21 protein-coding genes and 1 riboswitch are annotated in these 20,514 nt (G+C 70.0%); of the genes, 12 read left to right on the top strand and 9 right to left on the bottom strand.

Translation table 11 applies throughout. The annotated features are described in order from the left end of the window. Positions 1–49 precede the first annotated feature (49 nt). The 4 genes from Vlu01_RS08305 to Vlu01_RS08290 are packed head-to-tail and all read left to right on the top strand — an operon-like array spanning position 50 to position 5,554. Positions 50–391: an acyl carrier protein gene (locus tag Vlu01_RS08305; protein WP_203996217.1), complete on the top strand. Its 342-nt coding sequence runs from the start codon at positions 50–52 to the stop codon at positions 389–391. 24 nt (positions 392–415) lie between these two features. Next, entirely contained in the window at positions 416–1,927 is a 1,512-nt protein-coding gene (locus Vlu01_RS08300) for a DUF4254 domain-containing protein (RefSeq protein ID WP_203996216.1), read from the top strand. After that, entirely contained in the window at positions 1,908–3,755 is a 1,848-nt protein-coding gene (locus tag Vlu01_RS08295; RefSeq protein WP_203996210.1) for an ABC transporter ATP-binding protein, read from the top strand. The genes Vlu01_RS08300 and Vlu01_RS08295 overlap by 20 nt, the downstream gene beginning before the upstream one ends. Beyond that, entirely contained in the window at positions 3,755–5,554 is a 1,800-nt protein-coding gene (locus Vlu01_RS08290; RefSeq protein ID WP_203996208.1) for an ATP-binding cassette domain-containing protein, read from the top strand. The genes Vlu01_RS08295 and Vlu01_RS08290 overlap by 1 nt, the downstream gene beginning before the upstream one ends. Before the next feature lie 38 nt (positions 5,555–5,592). On the opposite strand, the gene Vlu01_RS08285 is transcribed toward Vlu01_RS08290, so the two are convergent. The 4 genes from Vlu01_RS08285 to Vlu01_RS08270 all read right to left on the bottom strand — a co-directional run bounded on the left by Vlu01_RS08285 (position 5,593) and on the right by Vlu01_RS08270 (position 9,585). Beyond that, positions 5,593–6,951: a condensation domain-containing protein gene (locus Vlu01_RS08285; protein ID WP_203996206.1), complete on the bottom strand. Its 1,359-nt coding sequence runs from the start codon at positions 6,949–6,951 to the stop codon at positions 5,593–5,595. Between the two features lie 117 nt (positions 6,952–7,068). Beyond that, positions 7,069–8,448, bottom strand: coding sequence for a glycine--tRNA ligase (locus Vlu01_RS08280; RefSeq protein WP_203996205.1), 1,380 nt, complete (start codon positions 8,446–8,448; stop codon positions 7,069–7,071). 113 nt (positions 8,449–8,561) lie between these two features. After that, positions 8,562–9,071 carry an Rv0361 family membrane protein gene (locus Vlu01_RS08275; protein ID WP_239095814.1) on the bottom strand — a complete coding sequence of 170 codons (510 nt, stop codon included), beginning with the start codon at positions 9,069–9,071 and terminating at the stop codon, positions 8,562–8,564. A gap of 172 nt (positions 9,072–9,243) precedes the next feature. Then, positions 9,244–9,585 (bottom strand): antibiotic biosynthesis monooxygenase family protein, encoded by a 342-nt coding sequence (locus Vlu01_RS08270; protein ID WP_203996203.1) that lies wholly within the window; start codon positions 9,583–9,585, stop codon positions 9,244–9,246. A 29-nt stretch (positions 9,586–9,614) separates the two neighbouring features. Between Vlu01_RS08270 and Vlu01_RS08265 the strand changes: the two genes are divergently transcribed. The 7 genes from Vlu01_RS08265 to Vlu01_RS08235 all read left to right on the top strand — a co-directional run bounded on the left by Vlu01_RS08265 (position 9,615) and on the right by Vlu01_RS08235 (position 14,034). Next, positions 9,615–9,872 (top strand): hypothetical protein, encoded by a 258-nt coding sequence (locus Vlu01_RS08265; RefSeq protein ID WP_203996196.1) that lies wholly within the window; start codon positions 9,615–9,617, stop codon positions 9,870–9,872. Between the two features lie 55 nt (positions 9,873–9,927). Next, entirely contained in the window at positions 9,928–10,890 is a 963-nt protein-coding gene (locus Vlu01_RS08260; protein ID WP_203996195.1) for a metal ABC transporter substrate-binding protein, read from the top strand. Then, on the top strand, positions 10,887–11,651 hold the full coding sequence (locus Vlu01_RS08255) for a metal ABC transporter ATP-binding protein (protein ID WP_203996194.1): 765 nt from the start codon (positions 10,887–10,889) through the stop codon (positions 11,649–11,651). The genes Vlu01_RS08260 and Vlu01_RS08255 overlap by 4 nt, the downstream gene beginning before the upstream one ends. Next, complete coding sequence (locus Vlu01_RS08250; RefSeq protein WP_203996193.1) at positions 11,648–12,517, top strand: metal ABC transporter permease; 870 nt, start codon at positions 11,648–11,650, stop codon at positions 12,515–12,517. Before Vlu01_RS08255 ends, Vlu01_RS08250 begins: the two co-directional genes overlap by 4 nt. A gap of 36 nt (positions 12,518–12,553) precedes the next feature. Beyond that, positions 12,554–12,853, top strand: a complete 300-nt coding sequence (locus Vlu01_RS08245; RefSeq protein ID WP_203996192.1) for an ArsR/SmtB family transcription factor — start codon at positions 12,554–12,556, stop codon at positions 12,851–12,853. A gap of 22 nt (positions 12,854–12,875) precedes the next feature. After that, positions 12,876–13,274 carry a Fur family transcriptional regulator gene (locus Vlu01_RS08240; RefSeq protein ID WP_203996191.1) on the top strand — a complete coding sequence of 133 codons (399 nt, stop codon included), beginning with the start codon at positions 12,876–12,878 and terminating at the stop codon, positions 13,272–13,274. A 148-nt stretch (positions 13,275–13,422) separates the two neighbouring features. Then, positions 13,423–14,034 (top strand): hypothetical protein, encoded by a 612-nt coding sequence (locus tag Vlu01_RS08235; protein ID WP_203996189.1) that lies wholly within the window; start codon positions 13,423–13,425, stop codon positions 14,032–14,034. 87 nt (positions 14,035–14,121) lie between these two features. Here Vlu01_RS08235 and Vlu01_RS08230 read toward each other — a convergent pair whose 3' ends face one another. The 5 genes from Vlu01_RS08230 to Vlu01_RS08210 all read right to left on the bottom strand — a co-directional run bounded on the left by Vlu01_RS08230 (position 14,122) and on the right by Vlu01_RS08210 (position 19,512). Beyond that, on the bottom strand, positions 14,122–16,143 hold the full coding sequence (locus Vlu01_RS08230) for an acyl-CoA dehydrogenase family protein (RefSeq protein WP_373307314.1): 2,022 nt from the start codon (positions 16,141–16,143) through the stop codon (positions 14,122–14,124). A 108-nt stretch (positions 16,144–16,251) separates the two neighbouring features. After that, entirely contained in the window at positions 16,252–16,752 is a 501-nt protein-coding gene (locus Vlu01_RS08225) for a DUF6328 family protein (protein WP_203996187.1), read from the bottom strand. 103 nt (positions 16,753–16,855) lie between these two features. After that, positions 16,856–17,686: an alpha/beta fold hydrolase gene (locus tag Vlu01_RS08220; RefSeq protein WP_203996185.1), complete on the bottom strand. Its 831-nt coding sequence runs from the start codon at positions 17,684–17,686 to the stop codon at positions 16,856–16,858. Between the two features lie 9 nt (positions 17,687–17,695). Next, entirely contained in the window at positions 17,696–18,439 is a 744-nt protein-coding gene (locus Vlu01_RS08215) for a TIGR03943 family putative permease subunit (RefSeq protein ID WP_203996177.1), read from the bottom strand. After that, the gene (locus tag Vlu01_RS08210; RefSeq protein WP_203996176.1) at positions 18,436–19,512 is read right to left on the bottom strand and encodes a permease; all 1,077 of its coding nucleotides are present in this window, start codon (positions 19,510–19,512) and stop codon (positions 18,436–18,438) included. The genes Vlu01_RS08215 and Vlu01_RS08210 overlap by 4 nt, the downstream gene beginning before the upstream one ends. Before the next feature lie 164 nt (positions 19,513–19,676). Next, positions 19,677–19,782, top strand: a riboswitch (TPP riboswitch). A 72-nt stretch (positions 19,783–19,854) separates the two neighbouring features. Between Vlu01_RS08210 and Vlu01_RS08205 the strand changes: the two genes are divergently transcribed. Further along, positions 19,855–20,445 carry an ECF transporter S component gene (locus tag Vlu01_RS08205; RefSeq protein WP_203996175.1) on the top strand — a complete coding sequence of 197 codons (591 nt, stop codon included), beginning with the start codon at positions 19,855–19,857 and terminating at the stop codon, positions 20,443–20,445. The last annotated feature ends 69 nt before the right edge of the window (positions 20,446–20,514 follow it).

The following is a 20,514-nucleotide window of genomic DNA, read 5'->3' as shown; positions in this document are numbered from 1 at the left end:
CGTTGACGATGCACGAGTCGGTACGCGGCGACACTCTGGGATGGTGAGCATGACCGAAGGTGTTCGCCCGGGGGCAGCCGACACCGGGGTGGACCTGGCGCGGTTGACCGACATCATCACCCGCGTTGCAGGCGCGATCGCCCCACAGCCGGTTCATCGAGCGGGCCTCGACGACATGCTGGTCGGCAACCTCGGCTACAACTCGCTGCGGCTCATCGAGCTTGCCTTCGCACTGGAGGACCTACTGGCCATCGAGCCGATGTCCATCGAGGACGCGCTGCCGATCAGCACCGTGCGGGAGCTGACGAGGTACGCACAGACGAAGATCCTCGCCAACGGCTCGCCGTTGCCGACGCTGGAGGTGGTCGAGGAGTACCTCGCGAACATCTGAGCCATGCTTAGGGGAGGCCGATCAGTGGCGCAGGAGAACAAGCCCGGGGATGAGTTGGCGCTACAGGCCCGGGATCTCGTCGGAAAGCTGCGCCGCATCCCGGTCACGTCCCGCCGATTCGTCGAGGACACCCAGTCGGCGTACGAACGCTTCCGGCTGCGGCCCGGGCTCCTCGACCTGTTGGCGGAGACCGGACTGCCGATCGAGCGGCGCGACGGGCAGGACTGGTACGACAGCCACGACCTGGCCAACATCGCCCTGCACCTCAACCGGGGCCCGCTGGCCGTAGCCGCGCGCCGCTTCTGGCCCGCCGCACTGCGCCAGGTCGACGCCGCCGGATCGGCCTGCTACGAGATCGAGTACCAGCTCCGGTGCCCCACGCCGACCCACGGTCCGACCTGCCGATACGTGCTCGCCGTCCCGGGCGGCCGGCTCGTCGAGCGGGTCGTCCACGCGGACGGCCCCGGTCTGCGTGAGTCGATCCGCACCACGGTCAACGGCAGTTGGCCCGCGTTGCCCGCCGCGGCTGTCGAGGTTCTCGACGAGACCCGGGACTTCGACTTCGTCATGCTCCCCTCCGACCTGCGCCACGACGTCGGCTTCATCCAGGAGAGCAAGCTCGCCGACTGCGCCGGCGTGGCGAAGCTCCTCGCGCTACGGGCACGGGCGGCGGGCCTCGGGGCGCGCCGCTCGTTCGGGCTCATCGTCGCGCCACCGTTCGCGGTCGAGCACTCCTGGGCTGAGATCCGGGTCGACGACCTGTGGGTCCCGGTCGACCCGGTCCTGATCCGCGCGATGATCGCCTGGGGCGTGTTGAGCGGCCCCGAGTGGCACCCGAACCGGTCGATCGGCTCGATCCTGACCCGCATCGCCGAGAAGGGCGTTCACCTGGGCACCCACGAGGGCCAGCCGACCCACGTGACGATGCCGAGCCGGCTGGTGGCCGGTCATTCGCCCCGACCCGACCGGCCACCCACCACAGCGGGAAACCCGACCGACGATCCGGCCACAACCCTGCTGAGCCGACTGCGCGCCGACGGGCTCGCGATTCCCGCCGACGTCGATCCGGTCGTAGCCCGGCTACAGCAGGTGAACCAGACCTTGTGGGATCTTGAGGACGCCGCCCGTGGCACGCCCGACGATCACCGCCTCGGCAGACTCAAACGCGACATCGACGCGTACAACGTCCGCCGGGCGCAGCTTGTCTCCGCCATCGACGAGCTACTGGCGCCCGCGTTGGCCCAGCCGACGTCGAGGGTGGCGCCGCTGTCCTGCTCCCTGGGCACGCACTTCGACCGTCTGACCGTCGCCGTGCTGCGGTCGGCGACACTTGCGCGGGTGGACGATCCGCGTGCCGACGACGCCGCGCGCCAGCTCACCGAACTGATCGATGCGATCCGCGCCGACGCTGCGGACCTTCGCCAAGCCCGGCGGCGGCTTCCGCTTCCGGGCGTCCACAAGCGCTACACCGCGCAGGTCAGGCACGTCGTGAGCGACGCCAGTTCGAAGGAACACGATGTCGCGGTCACTCCTTGAGGTCACGCGCGGCCGGATCCGCCTGCTCCGCCAACTGACCGTCGCGCGCCGATGGCTCGTCGTCGGCATGCTGACGGCGTACACGGTCGAGGCGTTGCTGCCGGCCATCAACGCGTGGGTCACCGGCCACCTGGTCACCGTCATCGGCGACGACCCCGACGGTAGCCGCCTGCGGATGGCCATTCTGCTCCTCGGCAGCTGCATGTTCGCGATAAACGTGACCTCCGCTCTGCGCGCTGTCATCACCGGGGTCGTGATCCGCCGTATCGATGGCTGGACCCGGCAGCGGGTGCGGCAGTTGGCCCGTACGCCGGAACAGATCGGTCATCTCGAGTCGGAGACGTTCCAGGACGATGCCCGGCGGGCTGCCGATCCCGGAAAGGGCGTGGGCCGCACCCGGTCGGTGGGCACCGCGGCGGTCGGTCAGGTGACGCTGCTGTTCAAGTTCCTCGGTGCGGTCGCGGCCGCAGTTGTGGTGGCCACCTTTTCGGTACCGCTGGCCGTGGCGCTACTCACGGTGTCGGTCTTCGTGAGGGCACGGGTACGCCGACAGTGGATCGCCCTGGTCGCGGTGAAGGACGCGCAGGCGCACAACGAACGCCGCCTCGGATATCTGACCCGACTCACGGTGGGTCAGGAGGCCAAAGAGGTCAAGCTCTTCGGACTGGCCCACTGGGTAACGCGGCGGCGTCAGGCTCTCGCTTACCACGCGGCAGCTCCGACCTGGCGCGCCCTGTGGCGGGTGCTGCGCCACCAGAAGCTGACCATCTTCCTGCTCGCGGGGAGCGCCGGGCTGGCCCTGTGGATACCGGCGAGCGCCGTCCTCGACGGCCGGATCGACGCCGGCCGCATGGTGACAATGATCGTGGCCGGGTGGGCGGTGCTGGCGATCGGCTTCCTCGGTTTCGAGGCGTTCGACATCGAGTACGGTCTCGGCGCGGTTTCCGCGCTCGACCGCCTCATGCTCCGCCACGGTCACGCCACGGTGAGCGACCGGCTGCCTCCCCCGGCGACGCCGGTCGCGCCGCAGGGCGTGCCGGAGGTCCGTTTCGAGCATGTGCACTTCGCCTACCGCGACGGGCGCCCAGTCCTCGACGATCTGTGCCTGACTCTCTCCGCCGGCGAGCGGGTGGCGCTGGTGGGACCGAACGGTGTCGGCAAGACCACCCTGATCAAGCTCCTCGCCGGCCTCTACCAGCCCACTGCGGGGCGGATCACCGTGGACGGCCACGATCTCCGCGATCTCGACCTGGCCGATTGGCGGCGCAGCCTCGCGACGGTCTTTCAGGATTTCCTCCGGTACCCTGCGTCGATCGCTGACAACGTCGCGCTCGCCGCCCCCGAGGCGGTCGCCGATCGGGCCGGTGTCGAGCAGGCGTTGCAAGCCGCAGGCGCGGACTTCGTCGGCCGGCTTCCGGAGGGGCTGGACACGTCGCTGTGGCGCGCCGGTTCGGAGGGCACGGAGCTGTCCGGTGGCGAGTGGCAGCGCATCGCGATCGCGCGGGCCCTCTTCGCGGTACGGAACGGTCGGCGCATCCTCGTCCTGGACGAGCCGACCGCACACCTGGATGTCCGCGCCGAAACGGCCTTCTACCAGCACGTCGTCTCCTCGGTGAGCACGGCGACGGTCGTGCTGATCTCGCATCGGCTCTCCACGGTGCGCTCGGCCGACCGCATCGTCCTGCTACGCGCCGGGCGCATCGCCGAGCAGGGCAGCCATGACGAGCTGATGGCTACCGACGGGGAGTACCGACGGATGTTCCTGCTCCAGGGCTCCCGCTTCACCGACACTCCGGCGGCGCAGCCACAGTCCGTAGGCAGGCACTGATGCGACGCCAGTGGCAGGTGCTGGGGCACACGCTGCGGCTCTCGCTGCGTGCGGACCGGAGAACGGTGGTGGCGATCGCGCTGCTGATGGCCGCCGAGGCCGGCCTCGTCATCGCGACGGCGCTCAGTCAGCGGTGGCTGGTCGACACCGCAGTGGCGGGACGACTCGCTGGCGTACTCGGCGCGGTCGCGCTCGGCGCGGTCGCCTTCGCTGTGTCGGTCACCGGCAACCGCATGCGGGAAAACATGCTGCTGTACCTGATGGACAGGGTGAACATCGCGATCAGCCAGGAGATCCTCCACCTGGACGCGTCGATACCGACCGTGGCCCACCTGGAGCAACCTCGCTACCTCGACGCGCTGGACCGCCTGCACCGGGGCACCTGGACGCTCGCGGCGTTGTGCTGGCAGTACGCCGGCACCTTCTTCGCGCTGGCCAGCCTCGCGGCGAGCGTGACGCTGCTCGCCAGCGTGGATCCCCTGCTCGGCGCTCTCACGTTGTTCGCCGTTCCACCGTTGCTGATGACCCAACGTTCCAACCGGATCCTGCGGAGGATGTGGGACGACTGCGCCGAGTTGAGCCGACGCGAGTGGCTGCTGCACGACATGTGCACCACGCCCGAGGCCGGCAAGGAGTTGGCGATCACCGGCGCGGGTGATGTCATCGACCAGCGTGCGTCCGCGCTGTGCCAGGAGGGGATCCGTAGGGAGTCCGTGGCGTCGCTACGCGCGGCGCTCTGGGAGATCCTCGGATGGTGCTTCTACGGTGCCGGTTTCGTAGGCATCCTCTGGGTGTTGTCCGCCAAGGTCACCAACGGCGAAGCCAGCCTCGGCGCGGTGATGATGGTGCTCGTCCTCGCGGCCGAACTTCACCGGCAGCTCAACCGGGTGGTCGGCGAGGTCGGCTCCCTGGCGGCGGCCGGTCACGTGGTCGACCATTACTGCTGGCTGCGTGACTACGCCCGTGACCAGCAACGGACCGGGGCAGCCCCGCCTGCCCGGATCGAGCGGGGCATCAAGCTGGAGAACGTGTCGTTCCGGTATCCGGGCACCGAGGTCGACGTGCTGCGCGACGTCAGCCTGGAGCTGAGATCCGGCACGGTGGTGGGCGTGGTCGGGGTCAACGGTGCCGGCAAGACGACACTGGTCAAGATCCTCACGGGCATGTACGAGGTGCCGGCCGGCACCGTCACCGTCGACGGGACACCGCTGGCCGAGTTGGATCCGGCAGCCTGGCGCGCCCGCGTCACCGCCGTCTTCCAGGACTTCGCCAGATTCCAACTGCTTGCCGGCGAGACGATCGGTGTGGGAAACGTGCGCCACCTCCACGACCCGACGCGGCTCAGCCAGGCGATCGCCCGCGCCGGTGCCGGGCCCACGGTGGCCGCCCTACCGGATGGGCTGGCGACTCAGTTGGGGCCGGCGTTCGGCGGCGTCGAGCCCTCCACCGGGCAGTGGCAACGGCTGGCCCTCGGCCGAGCGATGATGCGCCCCGACGCGTCGCTGACCGTCGTGGACGAGCCGACCGCAACACTCGACCCCGTGGCGGAGCACGAGCTGTTCACGCAGATCATCGAGGAGGGGTTGGCGGCCGACCGGCGCGATGGCCGGATCATCCTGCTGGTGTCGCACCGATTCTCCACCATGCGCTTGGCTGACCAGATCATCGTGTTGGACGCCGGACGCGTCGTCGAGTGCGGCAGCCATGCGGAGCTCGTCCGACGCGACGGCGTCTACGCCGAGCTGTACCGTGCCCAGGCCGACGGGTACACCGTCGCAGGTCTATCGGGCCCCGCCTAGACGACCAGTCCAGATCCCTGAACCAAGGGCACTACCCATCAAATCTGGGCATAACGCTTACAAGCCGTCTCCAGTAATGTCACGACACCCGCGATGTCGGACGGTGCCTGGCGTCCCGGGTCGTAGTCGATGAAGAAGAGCAGCTCGTCGTCTGCCGCGACGACCCGCACGTGTATCGGCGCGGGGGGCAGGAGAGGATCGCGGTTTTTCGGCAGGAGCGGCAGCGAGACACCCTTCTTGAGCGTCTCGGCCCGACTGCTGTCGACGGAGCCGAGGTAGTTGAACACGAACGCCGACGAGGCGCCGATCCGATCGACAACGGTGGAGTGTCCACCAGGCGGTGCCAACCACCGCAACAGGTTCAATCCCATCCCCTTGTTGGGTGCGGCGTCGAGCTGGTCGCCGACCCGGCGGACGAACGCTTCCGGGTCGAGTTCCCCGCGCGGCGGCAACAGCACCAGACCCGCGGTGGAGAACCAACCGACGGTCCGCCGCACACGGTGCGGAAACACCAGTTCGCCGGTCCGCCCACGAGTCAGGTCTCGCCCACGCCCGATCACCTCGACCCAGATCGGACCGTCGACCAACTCGGTCATCACGTCCACGACCAGCGCCAGCGAGACCAGCTCCAGCGGCACCAACGACCGTCCTGGCCAGTCACGCGCGATGACCCTGGCCGGCGCGTGCTCGGCGCGTACCAGTATGGTCGCCCACTGCTTAAAAAGACCGTTGTGCGGATGCGGTTCGCCGAACGGCCGGCCCACGGCCTGCTGCCCCAGCGTCGACCAGTGGTCGATCTCGGCGTGCAACGCCTCCGAGGCGACGTACTCCTCGAGCGCCCGCACACAGTCCACATAGGGGGCCGCCCTACCGGACCCCAGTGGCCGCGAAGCCAGCAGCCGATCGACAGCTCTCTCGATCTCGGACGTCAGTATCCACAGCGACAGACCGTCACAGACGAGATGATGAACCGCGACCAGCAATCGCGGTGGGAGCCCGTTGGCCAGCCGCACATACACGAACCGAACCAGTGGACCGGCCTCGATGTTCAGGCTGTACTGCGCCTGGTCGAAGAGGATCTCGCCGGCTTCCTGATAGTGACCCGGGTCAAGTCCGGAGAAGTCGACGACATGGAATGGTACGGGCGTCTCAACGTCCCCGACGCGCTGGCGCCAGCCCTGAGCGTCCTGCCGGAACGTAAGTCGCAGCGCCTGCTGCTCGCGCCAGACCGCAGCCACGGCAGCCTGGGCCAGGTCGCTGTCGGCAGCTGCAGGCAGCTGCACGACCTGGCTCAGGTTCCAGTTGTTCGGGTTCAGCATGTGCGGGAGCATCTGATGCATGAACCAGGCCTGACTCGGCAGCAGCGGAAGATCACCGGAGCGTCCGAGCTCGACCATTCCTATGCGCCCTTCCGCCCACCGTCCACTGCCGGACCAGCTTAGACCTCCGATGCGCCACGGCAAGGGGACGCGAACATCCCCTTGCCGGCGGTGGAGAGATTCTCTCCAGCCGGCTCAGCAGCCGGGGAGGTGGTCGATCAGGTAGCGCTCGACCTGGTCCAGGCCGATCCTCTCCTGGGTCATCGTGTCCCGGTTCCGCACCGTCACCGCGTTGTCGTCCAGCGTGTCGAAGTCGACGGTGACGCAGAACGGGGTGCCGATCTCGTCCTGCCGGCGGTAACGGCGACCGATCGCCTGCGAGTCGTCGAACTCGACCACCCAGCGCTTGCGCAGGTCGGCGGCGAGCTGCTTCGCCTTCGGTGAGAGCGCCTCGTTACGCGACAACGGCAGCACCGCCACCTTGACCGGGGCCAGTCGCGGGTCGAAGCGCATCACGGTGCGCTTGTCGACACCGCCCTTGGTGTTCGGCGCCTCGTCCTCGTCGTACGCCTCGAGCAGGAAGGCCAGCACCGCCCGGGTGAGGCCGGCGGCCGGCTCGATCACGTACGGGATCCACCGCTCCTGCTTGGTCTGGTCGAAGTACGACAGGTCGACGCCGGAGTGCTTGCTGTGCGTGGACAGGTCGAAGTCGGTGCGGTTGGCGATGCCCTCCAACTCGGCGAACTCGGTGCCGCCGAACTGGAACCGGTACTCAATGTCGACGGTGCGCTTCGAGTAGTGGGAGAGCTTCTCCTTGGGGTGTTCGTAGAAGCGCAGGTTGTTCTCGGAGAGGCCGAGGTCGAGGTACCAGTTCCAACGCTCGGCGAGCCAGTACTCGTGCCACTGCTCATCGGTGCCCGGCTCGACGAAGAACTCCATCTCCATCTGCTCGAACTCACGCGTACGGAAGATGAAGTTGCCCGGGGTGATCTCGTTACGGAACGACTTACCGGTCTGCGCGATACCGAACGGCGGCTTCTTGCGGGCGACCGTCTCCACGTTGCGGTAGTTGACGAAGATGCCCTGGGCGGTCTCCGGCCGCAGGTAGTGCAGACCCTCGTCGCTCTCCACCGGGCCGAGGTAGGTCTTCATCAGGCCGTTGAACATCCGTGGCTCGGTGAAGGTCCCCTTGTTGCCGCAGTTGGGGCAGTTCAGCTCGGCCAGCGAGGTCGGCGGGCGGCCGTGCTTGGCCTCGTACGCCTCCTCGAGATGGTCGGCGCGGAACCGCTTGTGGCAGGACTGGCACTCGGTCAGCGGGTCGACGAAGGCCTCCAGGTGCCCCGAGGCGGTCCACACGTCCCGGGCGAGGATCACCGCGGAGTCCAGGCCCACCACGTCGTCGCGCTGCTGGACCATGGTCTTCCACCACTGCCGGCGGACGTTCTCCTTGAGCTCCACGCCGAGCGGGCCGTAGTCCCACGCCGACCGGGTGCCCCCGTAGATTTCACTGGAGGGGAAGACGAAGCCTCGGCGCTTGGCGAGGCTGACGACGGCGTCGATACGGTCGGCTGGCATTTTTCCTCCTACGCCGACTGGCGGTCGGCGGGGACGTGACGGGTCGGCGGGTACGGCTCGGGACCACGGTATGACCGGTACGGTCTCGAACCCAGCACATTACCTGCGGCCGGTCAGTTGACTCCGCAGACCTCCATGCCACCGGTCTGCGGATCCTGTGCGAGCACGACCTGCTGGCGCTCCTGGCCGCCGCCGCTGTAGGTCACCTCCACCGGCACGGTGAGCGTGGTGGTGTCCACGTCGCCGACCCGGTAGGAGGAGATCTGCGGCTCGGCGGCAGAGCGGCGCTCGAACTCCTGTCGGGATTCGCGCCGCCGGGCGTCCTCGCAGAGCTGGTCGTAGGCCTGGCCGTAGTCACCGTTGGAGAGCGCCCGGTAGTAGTCGGCGGAGACCGTACGGCCCTGCTCCTCGATCGCCTGCACGCCACTGACCAGCAGACCGACCACCGCAGTGCCCCCGCCACCGCAACAGAGCAGCAGGGCCAGCGCGCCCGCGCCGAGACCGAGCCAGAGCCGTGAGCGTCCACCCTCGGTCGGCGGCGCCGCGAACGGTGGCGCCGCTCCGGGCCCGGTCGGCGGCACCGGTACGCCCTGCTCCGCACCCGGAGTCGGACCGGACGGCAGCTGGCCTGCGGGCGCGGGGCCGGGGCCGGGGTGGAGCGGCGGCCCGGATACGGCCGGCGGCATGGCGCTTGCGCCGGGGACCTGAGGTCCCTGCTGACCGGGCAGCGAGGGATCTGGTGGTGGGGCTGCCGGTCCGGGAGCGGTCATAGGAGCCAGCGTAATGCCAGGCGACTCAGCGGTAAGGACCCGCAGCCCGGTCGCTGGCGACCGTGACCACGTCCCCACCCGGCGCGGCGGTCGCCAACGCCTCGTACGCGGACGGCTCGTCGACGCTCTCGGCGAGCAGCGGCACCGCAGTGATCTTCACGTCGAAGCCGCCGAGGGCCCGGCGGTAGGTGCCCACCGACTCCCATTCGGTGACCAGGCACCAGTGACGGGGATCGTCGAGCGCCCGGACCAACTGTCCGCGCTGGTAGCCGGGCCGGGCAGCGAGCGCGGCGAGGGCCGCGTGGGCCCGGGCGGTGAACGCCTCCGCGACGTCTTCGTCGACCACGAACCGGTTGGTCACCAGCACCGGGTCCTCCTCCTCGTAGAGTCTGTGGGATGCAGCGTACGCAGCCTGGCCTCGCCCGCCGACTGGCCCGGACCAACCCGACGACGGTGTTCCTGGTCACCCTTCTTCTCGCGCTGGTCGCGTTCTTCGCCCCGGGCATGATCGGCGGTCTGTTGACGCTGTCGCTGGCCGGAGCGTTGACCGCCCTGCTGGTGACCACCTGGTCGGTACAGACCCCGCAGACCCGGGCGATCCGGCTGATCGTGCTGACCCTGCTGGTCACCGTCGGCCTGGTGAAGCTGCTCTGAACATGCAAGCATGCGGTTTTGACAATCATTGTCGTTGTCGCGGAGAGTCGAGGTTATGACCTTCCGCCCCGCCCCGCGCGCCCTGGCCACCGCCACGGCTGCCCTGCTCGCTCTGACCGGCGTCACCGCCTGTTCGAGCGACGGCAGCGCCGGCACCGACCCGCAGCGGGTCGACGTGGTGGCTGGCTTCTACCCGTTGCAGTTTCTGGCCGAACGGATCGGCGGCGACGCGGTGGCGGTGACGAACCTGGCCCGCCCCGGCGCCGAGCCGCACGACCTGGAGCTGAATCCGCGTCAGGTCGGCCAGATCAACGAGGCGGAGCTGGTCCTCTTCCTGCACGGTTTCCAGCCCGCCGTGGACGAGGCGGTCGAACGGAACGCTGGTGACCGCGCCTTCGACGTGGCGACCGTGGAACCCCTGCAGGACGTGACCGCCGGTGGTCACAGCCACGACGGCGAGGAGGACGGGCACGGCCACGCCGAGGAGGCGTCCGGCGGTGTCAAGGACCCGCACGTCTGGCTCGACCCGAGCCGGTTGGCCACCATCGGCGACAAGCTCGCCGAGCGGCTCGGCACGATCGACCCGGACCGGGCCGGCGAGTACACCCAGCGGGCCACCACCCTGCGTACCGAGCTGGAACGGCTCGACGCGGAGTTCACCGAAGGGCTGCAGACCTGCCAACGCCGGGAGATCGTGGTCAGCCACACCGCGTTCGGTTACCTGACGCGCAAGTACCAGCTGGAGCAGATCGGCATCACCGGGCTGACCCCGGAGGACGAGCCGTCCCCGCAGCGGCTGGCGGCGGTGGCCGAGGAGGCCCGGGAACACCAGGCCACCACCATCTTCTTCGAGACGCTGGTCAGCCCGAAGGTGGCCGAGACCATCGCCCGTGAGGTCGGTGCTCGGACCGCGGTGCTGGATCCCCTTGAGGGCCTGTCAGCCGAGGGCGACGGGGACTACTTTTCGGTGATGCGTACCAATCTGCAGACCCTGCGGACGGCGTTGAGCTGCTCGTGACACCTGACGTCATCACCGTCACGAACGGGGTGGTCGGCTACGACGGCCGTCCCGTGCTCCGTGACGTCTCGCTGACCGTGGCCGCCGGTGAGGTGGTCGCGGTCCTCGGCGCCAACGGCTCCGGCAAGTCCACCCTGATCCGCGCCATTCTCGGACTGGTCCCGCTGAGCGCCGGCACCGTGGCCCTCTTCGACCGACCGATCCGCCGGTTCCGACAATGGCACCGCGTCGGATACGTCCCGCAGCGCCTCGGCGCCGGCAGTGGGGTGCCGGCGACCGTCGCCGAGGTGGTCGCCGCCGGGCGGCTGGCCCGCCGGGGAATCCTGCGCCCACCCGGGCGCGCCGACCGGGAGGCCGTCGCCGAGGCGTTGCGCGCCGTCGGGCTGGCCGACCGGGCCAAGGACCCGGTCACCACCCTCTCCGGTGGGCAGCAGCAGCGCACCCTGATCGCCCGGGCGCTGGCCGGGCGACCCGAGGTGCTGATCCTCGACGAGCCGACGGCCGGCGTGGACGCGGTCAGCCAGGAGGCGTTCGCCGGTGCGCTGCGTGACTTCACCGCCGGCGGGGGCACCGTCCTGCTCGTCGCCCACGAACTGGGTCCGCTGCGCCCGCTGATCAATCGGGCGATCGTCGTACACCAGGGGTTCGTGGTGCACGACGGTCCGGTGCCGGAGCCGGCCGGGCACCACGCGGCGCCGGACCACGACCACGTCCATCCGCACGGCCCCGAGGAGCCCGCCGGGCTGTGGAGCGCGCCATGAGCCTCTTTCAGTACGAGTACATGCAGCTGGCGCTGGTCAGCGCTCTGATCATCGGCCTGACCGCACCCGCGCTCGGCATCTACCTGGTGCAACGGCGGCTGGCGCTGATCGGGGACGGCATCGGGCACGTCGCGTTGACCGGGGTCGGTGCCGGCCTGCTCTTCCAGACCTCCCCCGTGATCATGGCGGTGATCGCGGCCACCATCGGCGCGATCGTCATCGAGTTGATCCGCGAACGCGGCCGTACCTCCGGTGACCTGGCTCTCGCGCTGCTCTTCTACGGCGGCATCGCCGGCGGGGTGGTGCTGGTGGGGCTCTCCGACAGCACCAGCGCCAACCTCAACGCGTACCTGTTCGGCGCGTTGAGCACGGCGTCCCGCACGGATGTGGTCACCATCGCGGTACTCGGCACGGCCGTGCTGCTCGCGATGATCGGACTGCGGCCCGCGCTCTTCGCGATCAGTCACGACGAGGAGTACGCCCGGGTCTCCGGCCTGCCGGTACGCGCGCTCAACGTGTTGCTCGCGATCACCACGGCGATCACGGTCACGATCGCCATGCGCGCGGTCGGCGTACTGCTGATCAGCGCGTTGATGGTCGTCCCGGTGGCCACCGCGCAGCAGGTCACCCGAGGGTTCCGCAGCACGATGGCGGCGGCGATGGCACTGGGCCTGTTCGCCGGTGGGGCGGGCATCTGGATGGCGGCGCTCGCCGACACCGCGCCCGGCGCCTCGGTGGTGGTGGTCGCGATCGCCTCGTTCGTGGTGATCACCCTGCTGGCCGTCGGCTGGCGTCGGATCCGCCGGACCCGACCTCAGCCCGCGCCGGTTGCCGAACCACCCGAGGTGGTGCTGGACGGGGCCTGACCCGGGCTGCGCAACGGTATTGGTTACCGTTGCAGGGTGACCAGCGGATCCAGCTATGACGCGTACGAGGGCGCCAGCGAGTTGCTGCGCGCCCTCTCGGCACCGATCCGGTTGGCCATCGTCAGTGAGCTGGCCGATGGGGAGCACTGCGTGCACGAGCTGGTGGACAAGCTCGGCGTGGCCCAGCCGCTGGTCTCCCAGCACCTGCGGGTGCTCCGTGGGGCGGGCGTGGTCCGTGGCTCCCGGAGGGGGCGGGAGATCGCGTACACCCTGGTCGACGAGCACGTCGCGCACATCGTGGCCGACGCGGTCAGCCACGCCGGGGAGGGATCATGAGCGAGCGTAGCGGAGTGTCGTCATGAGCGAGGGCGGTACGGTCGTTCGCAACACCCGTCAGCGGACGGCGGTGAGCGCGCTGCTCGCCGAACTGGAAGGTTTCCACAGCGCCCAGGAACTGCACGCGATGCTGCGCGATCGTGGCGAGCGGGTCGGGTTGACCACGGTCTACCGGACGTTGCAGGGCCTGGCCGACGCGGGCGAGATCGACGTGATGCGCCCACCGGGCGGCGAGCACCTGTACCGCCGGTGCAGCGAGGGACACCACCATCATCTGGTCTGCCGTGCCTGCGGCCGTACCGTCGAGGTCGCCGGCCCGACGGTGGAAACCTGGGCCGACCGGGTCGCCGCGCAGCACGGCTTCACCGACGTCAGCCACACCCTGGAGATCTTCGGCACCTGCCCGACCTGCGCCCGCTGACCCCGCTTCACCGCTATTGACCTGCCTCTACCGTCGAGACAGGTGCCGCCAGAGCCAGCGCATCGGTGACGGCGAGTGCACGATCGGCGAGTTCTGCGGGGCGGCCGTCGGAGTGCCGGGCGGCAGTGCCCGTGGCAGGCTGTCCGGCGTGAAGATCTACGCTGATCGTTTCCCGACCGCGCTGCGACAGCTGCTCACCGACCTGCTCGTCATCGCCTGGGTGTACGCGACGATCCGGGGCGCGCTGTGGGTGCACGACCTGGTGCAGAAGCTGGCCGTACCCGGGCAGAAGCTGGAGGGGGCGGGTGGTGGGCTGGCCGACAACCTGGCCGAGGCCGGCGGCAAGGTCGGCCGGGTGCCACTGGTCGGCGACGAGCTGACCGCCCCGTTCGGGCGGGCGGCCGATGCTGCCCGTTCGTTGGCCGAGGCCGGCCGCGACCAGCAGGAACTGGTCGATCAGTTGGCACTCGCACTGGCTGTCGGGCTACTGATCGTGCCGCTCTCGCTGGTGGTGTTCGGCTGGCTCCCGTTGCGGATTCGCTGGATGCGCCGGGCGGGATCGGCGGCGACGCTGGCCACCGCGCCCGCCGGCCGGGACCTGCTGGCCCTGCGTGCCCTGGCCAGCCAGCCGCTCCGTGAACTCACCCGGATCGCTCCCGACGTCGCCGAGGCGTGGCGTCAGGGCGACGAGGCCACCGTCGACGCCCTCGCCGCCCTCGAACTCCGCCGCCTCGGCCTCCGCACCCCCCAAACCCCCTGACCCACCCCCCTCCCCCCTCCCACCCGACCGTGTTGATCATGAGGTTGTTGTCGCGCCCCGCCGGTGTCGAGCGCAACAACCTCATGATCAACGGGGTGGGGTAGGGGGTGGGGGAAGGCGACGGCGGGCGTCGGAGGTGACGGTGGAGGGGCCAGGGGTCCAGGGGGCCACCCACGGCAGATCGGTGGGCGGGGTGATGACGCCGTCCTCCAGGGCGGCGTAGCGGCCGGCGAGGATCCGTTTGGCGGCCGTCACGTCGATCGAGTCGGTGTTCTCCCACAGGGCGGTGAACAACGCGTCGACCCGGACCCGGGCCTGCCGGCAGAACAGGTCGGCCAGCTCGACGTTCTCCGGGTGGATGTCGCGCTCGGCGTGCGCGCGTACGCAGACCGCGCTCATTGCGAACAGCTCCGCGCCGATGTCCACCACCCGGCCGAGGAAGGCCTGCTTGCGTTCCATCCGACCCTGCCAGCGGGACATCGCGTAGAAGGTGGACCGGGCCAGCTTCCGGCTGGCGCGTTCGACCTGACGCAGGTGCCCGGCGAGCGGACCGAACTCGCCGTACCCGGTGGGCTGCTGTCCCTTGCCGACCGCGAGGGTCGGCAGCCACCGCGCGTAGAACGCGCCCGCCCGCGCGCCGGCCTTCGCCTTGCGGGCGAGCCCGGCGTCCGGGTCGATGATGTCGCCCGCCACCGACAGGTGCGCGTCCACCGCCTCGCGGGCGATGAGCAGATGCATGATCTCCGTAGAGCCCTCGAAGATCCGGTTGATCCGCAGGTCACGCAGCATCTGCTCGACCGCGGCCGGGCGTTCACCCCGGGTGGCGAGCGAGTCGGCCGTCTCGTACCCCCGGCCGCCGCGGATCTGGACCAGCTCGTCGGCGACACGCCACGCCATCTCGCTGGCGTAGAGCTTCACCAGCGCCGCCTCGATCCGGATGTCGTTGCGGTCGTCGTCGGCGAGCAGGCAACACAGGTCGAGCATGGTCTCCATGCCGTACGTGGTCGCGGCGATGAAGGAGAGCTTCTGGGCGACCGCCTCGTGCTCACCCACCCGCCGGCCCCACTGGACCCGCTCCGCCGACCACTCCCGGGCCACGTTCAACGCCCACTTGCCCGCGCCGACGCACATCGCCGGCAGCGACAACCGGCCCGTGGTCAGCGTGCTCAGGGCGATCCGCAGCCCCTTGCCCTCGCCACCGATGACGTTCTCCCTGGGAACGAAGACGTCGTGGAAGCGGGTGAGGCTGTTCTCCAGGCCACGCAGGCCGACGAAGGCGTTACGCCGCTCCACCGTGATGCCCTCGGCGTCGCCGTCGACCACGAAGGCGGTGATGCCGCCACGACGCCCCTCACCCTTCGGCACCCGGGCCATCACCACGAGCTGGCTCGCCACGGTGCCGTTGGTGGCCCACAGCTTGACGCCGTTGATCCGGTAGCCGGTGCCGTCGGGTGTCGGCTCGGCGGTGGTGGCCAGGCGAGCCGGGTCGGAGCCGACGTCCGGCTCGGTGAGCAGGAACGCCGACACCTCGCCAGCCGCCAGCCGGGGCAGGAAGCGACGCTTCTGTTCCTCACTGCCGAACATCTTCAACGGCTGTGGCACGCCGATCGACTGGTGTGCCGACAACAGCGCACCGATCGCCGGGCTGACCGAACCGACAAGCATCAACGCCCGGCAGTAGTGCAGGTTGCTCAGGCCCAGCCCGCCGTACTCCCGGCCGATCTTCATTCCGAAGGCGCCCAGCCGGGCCAACCCCTGGAACACCTCGTCGGGGATGCGCGCGTCGCGTTCGATCGCCGCACCGTCCACCTCGGAGGAGACGTAGTCGCGGAGTCGGCCGAGGAACTCCTCGGCGCGAGCGTGTTCCTCCGGATCCGGGCGCGGCCACGGATCGATCAGGTCGAGCCGCAGCCGGCCCAGGAAGAGTTCCTTGCCGAAGCTGGGCCGGTCCCAGGTGGTCTGCCGGGCCGCCTCGGCGACCTGACGCGCCTGCTTCTCGGACACCTGGCCGGTGGCGTCCGGCTCGGACGGTTGACCCGCCGGCTCCGAGGAGGTGTCGGCGGTACGGCTGTCGGTGGCTGACGGATTGTGGTTCTCGGCGATGGCCACGGCAAACCCCCGGGCTCGATCCGGACAGTCGGACTGTTCCGCCTGTTCAGCAGGCTACCCGTGTTCGTTACCCAAAGGTAGCCACGGATATCCGCAGCCGGGCTCGGCTCAGCTCTCAGTCAGCGCGCTCGGATCCTCGTCGTCGTCGATGTCGTCCTCACCCCAGTTGCGCCGGGCGAACGGCAGGAACATCCAGAAGGTCAGGAACCACAGGCCGGTGACGGCGCTGAGCAGGAAGGCGATCAGTCGGGGCAGCACGAAGTCGGTGATCAGCAGCACCGAACTCACCATCGCGATCAGCATGAAGGCGAGGCCGCCGCTGGCCATCCGGTGGGCGAAGCGCACCAGCTCCGGCTTACGTCCCTGTCGGAACAGCGCGCGGTGGAAGGCCACCGGAGAGATGATCATCGCGGTGGCGCCGGCTGCGGCCAGCAGCGCGACGACGTAGACGTCCCGCTGGAACGGGGTGGTGTCGTCGAAGCCGGCGCTGAACGGCAGGGTCAACAGGAAGGCGAAGAGGATCTGCACGCCGGTCTGCGCGACGCGCAGTTCCTGTAGCAGGTCGGCGAAGTTGCGCTGCCACCGTTGCTTCTCGGTTTCCTTGGACACCGCAGACCTCCGGGGGTTCCGCCGGCCGTTGCCACCGGCGGCAACGCTGATGCCCCACCGGGTACGGCCCGAAACCCGCTCGGAGTCGACGTCCGACAGCCGGTCAGGTCGACGGGCGGACCCGGGTCAGGATCGCCTCGGCCAGCGGCGTCGGTGTCTGGTCCGGAATCCAGTGGGTGACCCCGGGCAGCTCGACGAATCGGAAGTCCCCGGTCACGTGTGCGGCACACGCCTGCGCGGCGACCCGGCCGATGGCGACGTCACCGTCGCTCCAGACGAACGTGGTCGGCACCGTCACCGGACCGATCGCCGCCAGGTCCGCCTTCGACATCGCGCGGTACCAGTTCAACGCGGCGGTCAGCGCGCCCGGCTCACGCATCGGATCGGCGTACGCGGACACCCGGGCAGCGTCGCCGACTCCGCGCAGCAGGCGGCGCAACCCGGCAGCATTCAACGCCAGCAGAGTTTTCTCCGCCACCCCAGGCTGCCGGAACAGCAGCATGTACGCCGAGCGCGCCTTCTGCTGCGGGTCGTGCGCCAGCGCGTGGGCCATCGCGGCGGGGTGCGGCACGGAGACCGCGGTCAGGGTGCGTACCCGGTCCGGGTGGGTGGCGGCCAGCGCCCACCCGACCACCGCGCCCCAGTCGTGCCCGACCACGTGCGCGGCGGGCACCCCGAGGGCGTCCAGCACCGCCGCCGCGTCGGCGACCAGTTCACCCAGCCGGTACGCCTCGACCTCGGTGGGCCGGGCCTGTGGAGAGTAGCCCCGCTGGTTCAGCGCGTAGCTGCGCAGCCCCGCGACGTGCAGAGTCGGCAGAACGTTGTCCCACTCACCCGAGTGCTGTGGGAAGCCGTGCAGCAGCAGCACCGGTTCACCCTGCTCCGGGCCGCCGCTGGCGACGTCGAACCGCAGCCCCCGGGCATCGATACGCATCCCGGCAGCCTAGTCGTACGGGCGTTTGGGGGCCGGCACCTGCCGCCAGGACTCGACCTCCAGGTAGGGGATCTCGGCGTCGTTGACCGGGTCCCGGCCGAGCCGGTCGCTGTAGCGGCCGGTCACCTCCACCCAGGTGTCGTCGGGCAGCCCGGCCGGCACGTCACCGGTCAATCCGAGCTTGACCGGGCGGCCGTCGGCGGCGCAGCAGGACAGCACCATCCGGGCCAGGATCGGCTCGCGGTCTGCGCCGGTGGCGATGAAACCGGTGAGCTGCACCCGCCGATCGCCGATCGACGCACCCCGGTCGAACAGCGCCCGGGAGGCGTAGTCCAGGACGCTCACCTGCACCGGGTCACCCTCGGGCAGCGGCGGGTAGTCCGACTGCTGCTGGCTGCCCAGCGCGGTGCCGGCCTGGCCCGCCGCGTACGAGCCGAGGGCCGGCGGGGCGACCAGCAGCAGGCCGAGCACCGGCAGGATGAGCAGCCACCCGACCCGAGGCTCGTGGTGGGCCTGCCCGTGGTCGTCGTGGCCGGTGCCAGGGCCGCCGACCGGGGCCAGCGCGCGGGGAGCCGCCGGGCGTAGCTCGTACCAGAGCGTCATGATCGCAGCGGCGACCAGCAGCAGGCCTGCGGCGATCAGGAAGGGACGTAGTCCCTCCTTGACGTACCGCAGGTAGAGGTCGGTGACGCTGGCCCGGATCACCGCACCACCGAGCAGCAACAGGACCACCGCCTGCGCCTGCCGGTTCACAGCAGCACCGCCCCGGCGCCGACGGCGATCAGCAGGGCCACCGCGAAGGTGGTCGGCGCGAACCGGAAGGCGAACCGGCGGCCGAACACACCGGCCTGCATCGAGATGAGCTTGAGATCGACCATCGGCCCCACCACCAGGAAGACCAGTCGGGACGTGAGGGAGAACTGGGACAGCGAGGCCGCGACGAAGGCGTCGGCCTCCGAGCAGAGCGACAGCAGTACGGCGAGTAGCGCCAACGCCAGGATCGACAGCCACGCGTTGTCGGCGAGGGTCTGCAACCACCGCTCCGGCACCAGCACGTTGATGCTGGCGGCGGCCATCGCGCCGAGCACCAGGAAACCACCGGCGTGGGTCACGTCGTGGCGGACCGCGGCCCAGAAGGCCCGGCCTCGGGACGCGTCGTCCAGCTCCGGCCGGCGCGGCATCCTGATCCATTCGGTACGCCCGAGCCGCAGCCAGAGCCAACCCATGATCATGGCGACGGCGAGGCTCGCGACGCCCCGGGCGAGCACCATCTCCGGGTTGTCGGGAAAGGCGACCGCGGTGGCGGTGAGCACGATCGGGTTGACCGCCGGGGCGGCGAGCAGGAACGCCAGTGCGGCGGCGGGAGTGACGCCCCGCCGGATCAGCGACCCGGCGATCGGTACCGAGCCGCACTCGCAGCCGGGCAGCACCACCCCGGCGGCGCTGGCCGCCGGCACCGCCAACGCCGGGTGCCGGGGCAACGCCCTCGCCCAGAACGACCGGGGTACGAAGACCGCGATCACGGCGGAGAGCAGCACTCCGAAGACCAGGAACGGCACCGCCTGCACCATGATCGAGACAAAAACGGTGGTCCAGGTCTGCAGGCGGGGATCGTCCAGGGCGGCGGCGATCGGATCCCGGAAGATGATCAGGATGATCAGCAGGGCCGCCAGGACCTCCACCGAGCCGATCCGGTCGCCGAGCCAGCGCCGGGGCGGTTCACCAACGGCAGGCTCCGACGCGCGTTCCCGGGTGTCGACGCCGCCGCCAGCGGACCGGCCCTCGGGTTCGTCAGCCGGCGCGGCCCGGTCAGTGTCTGTGCTCACCCGTCGTCCTTCGGCCGTGTCGGATCGGCGGACTGAGGTTACCGTCCGACCGGTACGACGTCGATGGATCTCACCGATCGTGGGAGGCGAGCATCCGGCCGTGACCTGCGGAGATCACGTTGCCAGTGGATCTTCGGGGGTGTTAGCGTCGGCAGGACAGACAACACCTCCGACAGGGGAGCGCACAGCGCTGAGAGTGCGGGTCCGCCCGCAGACCCTCCGTACCTGATCTGGGTAATGCCAGCGCAGGGAGTTCGGTCCACCTCCAGCCCGCCACCGATCGGCGTCGCCGGCCGGGGCGTGCGTCTTGCCTGGTTCGCATCTGGACTGGGAGCGATCATCATGAAGACCACCGACAGCAATCGTTGGCGCACCATCGACATCGTGGTGGCCTCGGTCATCGCCGTAGCCTTCGGCGTCATCTTCTGGGCCTGGGGCCTGGTGTGGAGCGCCACCGACAGCGCCTTCAGCTTCTTCCCGCCGGCACAGACCCTGATCTACGGCGTCTGGCTGGTGCCGGCCGTCCTCGGCGGCCTGGTCATCCGTAAGCCCGGTGCCTCGCTGTACTGCGAACTGCTGGCGGCGATCATCTCGGCCCTGCTCGGCAGCCAGTGGGGCGGCATCGTCCTGCTTCAGGGTCTGATGCAGGGCGTCGGCGCCGAACTGGCCTTCGCCGCCCTCCGGTACCGCTCGTACCGGCTGCCGGCCGCCCTGCTGGCCGGTGCGCTGACCGGTCTGAGCGCAGCCGTCTTCGACTTCGTCTACTGGAACGCCGGACGCGACATCGCCACCTACCGGCTCCCCTACGCCCTGCTCACCATCGTCAGCGCCACGGTGGTCGCCGGTGCCGGCGCGTATGCCCTGACCCGCGCCCTGGCCCGCACCGGCGTCCTCGACCGCTTCCCCGCCGGTCGCGAACGCACGCTCGTCTGACCCCACCCGCAGGTCGGTGGTCACCGACCGCCGACCTGCGGGTCACGGGCCAGTGAGCGCGGAGAGGAG

Origin of the sequence: Micromonospora lutea, from assembly GCF_016863535.1 — a bacterium.
In the GTDB taxonomy this organism is placed as follows: Bacteria; Actinomycetota; Actinomycetes; order Mycobacteriales; family Micromonosporaceae; genus Micromonospora; species Micromonospora lutea.
This window is presented reverse-complemented; position numbering and strand designations above follow the sequence as displayed.